This is a genomic window from Kitasatospora sp. MY 5-36 (genome assembly GCF_001182915.1).
In the GTDB taxonomy this organism is placed as follows: Bacteria; Actinomycetota; Actinomycetes; order Streptomycetales; family Streptomycetaceae; genus Kitasatospora.
In genome coordinates this window covers 1-6,798 of sequence record NZ_LFVW01000618.1, presented here as the reverse complement: position 1 = coordinate 6,798, position 6,798 = coordinate 1, and the positions used below count along the sequence as shown (strand labels likewise).

Genomic DNA, 6,798 nt, shown 5'->3' with positions numbered 1-6,798 from the left:
TCAGGGCTTGGCGCCCTGCCGGGTGGCGGCCTGCGGCACCGGAACGGCCCGAGGGACCGGGACGGGGCCCGGCGCCTCGACGAGTGCCGGGACGTGCCCGTCCACGAGCGCCGGCACCGGCCCTTCGGCCAGTGCCGGGAGTGCCGGTTCGTGCGGGTCGGCCGCCATCGCGGCACGCCGGCGCCGTTCGATCACGGCGGCCGCGCTCGCCACCACGGCCATGCCCTTGGCCACGGCCTTGAAGGCCTTTCCGCCCCGCGCCATCCTCGCTACCACCGCTCCCCTGCCGAACCCGCCGTGTCCGGCGGTACGCCGCGGGTCCTGCCGCGGCCGTCAGGGATGACGCTACCCGCCGGAGGAGCGGCGAGTCCGGTCGCCGGTCCGTTCGACTCGAACCGTCCATCCCGATGAACCGGACAAAACGCAAGGTTCCATACGGTTTCGGACACGGTTCACCGGGGAGGAGTCGGGACGAGACCCCGGAGCCCAGCCGCCGAGGTCGCCCCACGGCCAACCGCCGGCGGACCGGCCGGTGCGGGGAGCAACCAGGACCCCTCCCCGCGCCCCGCGTCCGCAACCGGGGCCGCACCGCCCGAGGGCGCACTGGTCAGCGCCGCCCGGGCGGCGCGGTCCGCCCCCTCGCCGCGAACCGGAGAACCGCCGAACCGGAGAACGTCCTGGCCGGAGAACGCCACGGCCCCCGGTCGCTCGCCCGAGGAGGGCGAACGGCCGGGGGCCGGGTGGAACCGCGCCGCCGGAGCGGCAGCCGTTTCCTAGTACCAGTTGTGCGCCTGCCAGAACGACCACGCACCGCAGGGGCTGCCGTAGCGGGAGTTCATGTAGCCGACGCCCCACTTGATCTGGGTGGCCGGGTTGGTGCGCCAGTCGGCACCGGCCGAGGCCATCTTGGTGCCGGGCAGCGCCTGGACCAGACCGTAGGCACCGGAGCTCTTGTTGGTCGCGGTGTAGTCCCAGCCGCTCTCGCGCTTCACGATCTGGCTGAAGCACTGGAACTGCGCGTCGTTGCCGACGATCTGCCGGGCCAGGTCCTGGACCGAGCCGGGGCTGACCGAGACGGGCGGCGCGCTGTCCTCCACCGCGCTCATCGCGGAGCGGGACTTGGAACGGTTCGCGGCGGCCTCGTCGGCCTTGCGCTTGTCGTCCGCGGCCTTGGCGGCCTTCTCCGCGTCGGCCTTGGCCTGGGCGTCGGCCTTCGCCTGGGCGTCCGCGGCGGCCTGCTGGCGCGCGGCCTCCTCGGCGGCCTTCTGCTCCGCGGCGGCCTTGGCGGCTGCGTCGGCGGAGGCCTGCTGGGCGGATGCCTGCTGGCCGATGTTGTCACTGATGGTCTGCGCCTGGGCGCCAGAGGGGACTTCGGCAAGCAGGGTCGCGCCCGCGACGTCGACCGTCTGCGTCGTCTTGCCCTCGCTGCCCGAGGCCATGCCCACGACGGCACCGACAGCGGTGACGGCGGTGGCGGAGGCCACAGCGACTCCCCGGACCGAGATCCGAGTCACATGGATTCCTTCCAGCATCGCCCACGCGTGACCGTACGGGCGCAACATGCCCCTTGACACTGACCTCCGCACGGTGCACTGGTCACGGGAGGTGCTGGCCCGGCGTCCGGCCGAGGTGAGTCGACCAGGCGTTGGAATCGGGCGGCGTACGGCTCAACGTTCTTCAATTGTGCGTCCACCGACCGGAGTTGGTGGACCTTCCGGGGCCTGACCTCCGGTGGCCGGAAGCCCTGCCGCGCCGTACGCGGGGCCTGACAGAACCCTCACCATGCCGCACCGGGTACGGTCGACGCAATTCCCGCCCGCGTGGCGCATGTCACATTCACCGCACGGCAGTTCCCCGGACGGAAAGCACTCGATGTGATGAAACGGACGGGGCCCGCTCCCTCAGGAGCGGGCCCCCGGCCATGAGTTGACCGTATTGTCCGACTATGCCCTCGGAGGGCGGATCACGGGTGGATGTCCTCCAGCATCTCCGTGACCAGCGCCGCGATCGGCGAACGCTCCGAGCGGGTGAGCGTGATGTGGGCGAAGAGCGGATGACCCTTCAGCTTCTCCACCACCGCCACCACGCCGTCGTAGCGGCCCACCCGGAGGTTGTCCCGCTGCGCCACGTCGTGGGTGAGCACCACCCGCGAGCCCTGGCCGATCCGGGACAGCACCGTCAGCAGGACGTTCCGCTCCAGCGACTGCGCCTCGTCCACGATCACGAAGGCGTCGTGCAGCGAGCGCCCCCGGATGTGGGTCAGCGGCAGCACCTCCAGCATCCCGCGGGAGATGACCTCCTCGATCACGTCCGGGGTGGTGACGGCGGAGAGGGTGTCGAAGACCGCCTGCGCCCAGGGGCCCATCTTCTCCGCCTCGGAACCGGGCAGGTAGCCCAGCTCCTGCCCGCCGACCGCGTACAGCGGCCGGAAGACCATCACCTTGCGGTGCTGCCTCCGCTCCAGCACCGCTTCCAGCCCCGCGCACAGCGCCAGCGCCGACTTCCCGGTGCCGGCCCGGCCGCCCATCGAGACGATCCCGATCTCCGGGTCGAGCAGCAGGTCCAGCGCCACCCGCTGCTCGGCGCTGCGCCCGCGCAGCCCGAACGCCTCGCGCTCCCCGCGCACCAGCCGCACCCGGCCGTCGCCGGTGACCCGGCCGAGCGCCCGGCCGCGCTCCGAGGTCAGCACCAGTCCGGTGTGGACCGGGAGCTCGGCGGCCCCGTCGACGTCCACCCCGGCGTCGTGGCCGACCGAGAAGAGCGCGTCCACCTGATCGGCCGGGACGTGCAGCTCGGTCATGCCCGTCCAGCCGGAGGTGATCGCCAGCTCGGCCCGGTACTCCTCGGCGAGCAGGCCCACCGAACTGGCCTTGATCCGCAGCGGCAGGTCCTTGGACACGACGGTGACGTCGTAGCCCTCGGCCTGGAGGTTGCGGGCGACCGCGAGGATCCGGGTGTCCGCCTCACCGCCGCCGGCCCGGTAGCCGACCGGCAGTATCGACACGTCGGAGTGGTTGAGCTCGACCCGGATGGTGCCGCCGAGCTCGCCGACCGGGATCGGCTCGTCGAGCCGGCCGTGCCGGATGCGGTAGTCGTCGAGCAGCCGCAGCGCCTGGCGGGCGAAGTAGCCCAGCTCCGGGTGGTGCCGCTTGGCCTCCAGCTCGGTGACGACCACCACCGGGAGGACGACCTCGTGCTCCTCGAAGCGGGTCATGGCGAGCGGGTCCGCCAGGAGCACGCTGGTGTCGAGAACGTACGTGCGCCGGTCTGGTGTCCGGCGGCTCTTGGAACTGACCACTAGGCCTCCAGAGCGGATGACCCTGCGTCATCCGCGGCAAGCCGGCCCCCGCTGCCCCGGTGGCCTCGGGACCGGACTGACTGGAGTATTCCCAGGCGGGGAACGGTGCATTCGCGCCCCCGGCGAACTGACGGATCATTGCCGGTGAACGTTTGGCCTCGCCCGGGCGCCGGGTAGGCCAGGCCTACGGCGGTCATTTCCTCCGGACGGCCCGACCTGGGACGACGGCCCCCGGACACGGGGTCACCGCCCCCGAGGGCGCGGGGCACCGGCCCCGGGAACGCGGGGCACCGGCCCGGGGACGCCGGGCCGGAACCGGCCGATCCGGGACTACAGCCCCAGCCGCCGGTGGCGCTGCTCGTAGGCGCGCAGCGCGCGCAGGAAGTCGACCTTGCGGAAGGCCGGCCAGTACGCCTCGCAGAAGTAGAACTCGCTGTGCGCGCTCTGCCAGAGCAGGAAGCCGGACAGCCGCTGCTCGCCCGAGGTGCGGATGATCAGGTCCGGGTCGGGCTGGTTGCGGGTGTACAGGTGCTCGGCGATGTGCTCGACGGTCAGGACCTCGGCCAGTTCCTCGATCGAGGTGCCGCGTCCGGCCTGCTCCTGGAGCAGCGAGCGGACGGCGTCGGCGATCTCGTGCCGACCGCCGTAGCCGACCGCGACGTTGACCGTTATCCCGTCGATGTCGGCGGTCTGGTCGGCGGCCCGCTTGAGCACGTCGGCGGTGTGCTGGGGCAGCAGGTCCAGCGCGCCGACCGGGTTGACCCGCCAGCGGCGGGCGGCGGCCAGGCCGGTGACGGCGTCCTCGATGATGCCGAGCAGCGGGACGAGCTCGTCGGCCGGGCGGTCCAGGTTGTCGGTGGAGAGCATCCAGAGGGTGACGACCTTGACGTGGGTCTCGTCGCACCAGCCGAGGAACTCGCTGATCTTGTCGGCGCCGCGCTGGTGGCCGTACGCGGTGGAGCCGCCCGCCGCCTTGGCCCAGCGGCGGTTGCCGTCCAGGATCACGCCGATGTGGCGCGGGGTGCTCGCGAGGTGGACCTCGACCCGTCGCCCGTAGAGCCCGTACATCCCGCCGAGCAGGGTGCGCAGCCCCGGCGTCCGTTCGGCGACATCGCGCAGACCCATGTTTCCCGGCCCCTCCGTGCTCGTTGCAACTGGTGCGTCTCCGCCCCCGGCGCAGCCTACTCCGGCGCGCAGGTGCACAGTAAAGCCGCAGGTAGCGGTCTGGTCACGGTCCTGTACGAAGTCTGTCCCGACGGGCGTGTCGGGGGTCCTCCGGACGGGTGGCGGGGCCTCCGCGGGGTCGTTGCGGGGCCTCCGGGGCGCGGACACGGAACGGTCTCCGAATCCTTAACGGAACCGTAAGCCGTTCTTCCGATGCTTGACGACCAGCAATGGTCTAGTCCAGCTTTTGATCCGGGACGGAACGATCCTCCTGCTCCGCCCCGCAGGCTCACTTCGGACCTCCCCTCCCCCACACGCGGCCGCCGCGCCCCCCACCGCGGCGGCCGCTCCTCCCCCAGGAGCGTCGCCCCATGGCCCGTACGCTGAACCAGCCTTCGCACAAGCGCCGGCGCAGCCCCCTCCCGGCCGTCGCGGCCGGCGCCACCACCCTCGCCCTGGCCGGCGGCGGCCTCGCCCTCTTCGCCGGCGGTGCCAGCGCGGCGGTCGGCAACCTGGTCGCCAACGGCGGCTTCGACGGCGGGCTCGGCGGCTGGACCTGCACCGGCGCCGCGACCACGGTGTCCTCCCCGGTCCACTCCGGCACCGGCGCGCTCCAGGCCACCCCGGGCGCCGGCGACACCGCCGAGTGCGCCCAGACCATCAGCGTGCTGCCCAACACCAGCTACACGCTGAGCGCGTGGGTCCAGGGCCCGTACGTCTACCTCGGCGCGCGCGGCACCGGCGGCACCGACCCGTCCGCGTGGTCGAACCAGAACAGCTGGAACCAGCTGTCCACCACCTTCACCACCGGGGCGAACACCACCAGCGTCACCGTCTACCTGCACGGCTGGTACGGCCAGAGCGCCTACCTGGCCGACGACGTCGCACTGGTCGGCCCCGGCGGCACCGGCACCCCGTCGCCGACCGCGACCCCCACGCCGACCCCGACGCCGACGGCCACCGCCTCCCCCACGGCCACCGCGACGCCCACCCAGACGGCGACCCCGACCCCCACCGGGACGCCCACCCAGACCCCGACGGCGACCCCCACCGCCACGCCGACCAGCACCACCCCGCCGGTCACCGGCCTGCCCGCCCACGCGGTCACCGGCTACTGGCAGAACTTCGACAACGGCTCGACCGCGCAGCGGCTGAGCGACGTCCAGAGCGCGTACGACATCATCGCGGTGTCCTTCGCCGACGCCGTGCCGACCAGGACCGGCGCGATCAGCTTCACCCTGGACCCAGGCCTGTCCAAGGCCCTCGGCGGCTACACCGACGCCCAGTTCCGCGCCGACGTCAAGGCCAAGCAGGCGGCCGGCAAGAAGGTCATCCTCTCCATCGGCGGCCAGAACGGCGCGATCACCGTCGGGGACGCCACCGCCGGCGCCAACTTCACCAACAGCGCCTACGCGATCATCAAGGACTACGGCTTCGACGGCATCGACGTCGACCTGGAGAACGGCGTCCAGGCCGGTCCGCTCGGCGACGCGCTGCACGCCCTGCAGGCCAAGGTCGGCCCCGGCTTCGTCCTGACCATGGCCCCCGAGACCATCGGGATGTACAACACCTCCGGCGCCTACTTCCAGCTGGCGCTGAAGACCAAGGACATCCTCACCGTCGTCAACACCCAGTTCTACAACTCGGGCGGCATGAACGGCTGCGACGGCAAGGTCTACAACCAGGGCACCATCGACTTCATCACCGCGCAGGTCTGCACCCAGATCCAGGGCGGCCTGCGGCCGGACCAGGTGGGCATCGGCGTCCCGGCCTCCAGCCGGGCGGCGGGCGGCGGCTACGTCTCGCCGACCGTGGTGAACAACGCGCTGGACTGCCTGGCCACCGGTAACAACTGCGGCAGCTTCGTGCCGCCGGCCAAGTGGCCGACCATCCGCGGCGCGATGACCTGGTCGACCAACTGGGACGCCAACAACGGCAACGCCTTCTCCAACACGGTCGGCCCGTTCGTCCACAAGATGCCGTGACGGCCGGGAGGCCGTGACCCCCTAGAGCCCAACTCCCCCGGCGCGCCGCTCCTTGAGGGTGGGGCCTGCGCGTCGGCGGCGGGGCCCGTCGTACCGACCGGTACGGCGGGCCCTTCCGTTTCCCCTGTCCCCTCTATTAGGGGCCGGGTCCGGAAGGGGCGGTGGCGGGGTCCTCCGGGGGCCGGGAGCGGGGCCGGGAGCGGGGTGGACCGGAGGCCGGGGCGGCTCCCGGTTGGCGCCTGGTACGGCTCCGCTCACCGCGCCAGGACCGCGGTGAGCGCGCCGAGCAGCAGGAACGGGCCGACCGGGAGGTCGAGCCCGCGCACCGGGCGGCGGCGGGCCAGCGCGGCG

At 72.7% G+C, this 6,798-nt stretch carries 5 protein-coding genes; 1 reads left to right on the top strand and 4 read right to left on the bottom strand.

Annotated elements, in window-relative coordinates:
• From AE652_RS31810 to AE652_RS31795, 4 genes are all read right to left on the bottom strand, one after another.
• Entirely contained in the window at positions 1 to 264 is a 264-nt protein-coding gene (locus AE652_RS31810) for a hypothetical protein (protein ID WP_049657859.1), read from the bottom strand.
• Between the two features lie 509 nt (positions 265 to 773).
• Positions 774 to 1,532 carry a transglycosylase SLT domain-containing protein gene (locus tag AE652_RS31805; protein WP_181970664.1) on the bottom strand — a complete coding sequence of 253 codons (759 nt, stop codon included), beginning with the start codon at positions 1,530 to 1,532 and terminating at the stop codon, positions 774 to 776.
• A gap of 431 nt (positions 1,533 to 1,963) precedes the next feature.
• The gene (locus AE652_RS31800) at positions 1,964 to 3,298 is read right to left on the bottom strand and encodes a PhoH family protein (protein WP_049657856.1); all 1,335 of its coding nucleotides are present in this window, start codon (positions 3,296 to 3,298) and stop codon (positions 1,964 to 1,966) included.
• Positions 3,299 to 3,628: 330 nt separating this feature from the next.
• Positions 3,629 to 4,423: an isoprenyl transferase gene (locus AE652_RS31795; protein WP_181970663.1), complete on the bottom strand. Its 795-nt coding sequence runs from the start codon at positions 4,421 to 4,423 to the stop codon at positions 3,629 to 3,631.
• A gap of 410 nt (positions 4,424 to 4,833) precedes the next feature.
• Here AE652_RS31795 and AE652_RS31790 point away from each other — a divergent pair, with 410 nt between their 5' ends.
• Positions 4,834 to 6,447 carry a chitinase gene (locus AE652_RS31790; RefSeq protein WP_049657854.1) on the top strand — a complete coding sequence of 538 codons (1,614 nt, stop codon included), beginning with the start codon at positions 4,834 to 4,836 and terminating at the stop codon, positions 6,445 to 6,447.
• The last annotated feature ends 351 nt before the right edge of the window (positions 6,448 to 6,798 follow it).

Coding starts and splice junctions, on each gene's coding strand:
- AE652_RS31790 (WP_049657854.1), top strand. CDS start 4,834: ATGGCCCGTACGCTGAACCAGCCTTCGCACAAGCGCCGGCGCAGCCCC.
- AE652_RS31810 (WP_049657859.1), bottom strand. CDS start 264: ATGGCGCGGGGCGGAAAGGCCTTCAAGGCCGTGGCCAAGGGCATGGCC.
- AE652_RS31805 (WP_181970664.1), bottom strand. CDS start 1,532: ATGCTGGAAGGAATCCATGTGACTCGGATCTCGGTCCGGGGAGTCGCT.
- AE652_RS31795 (WP_181970663.1), bottom strand. CDS start 4,423: ATGGGTCTGCGCGATGTCGCCGAACGGACGCCGGGGCTGCGCACCCTG.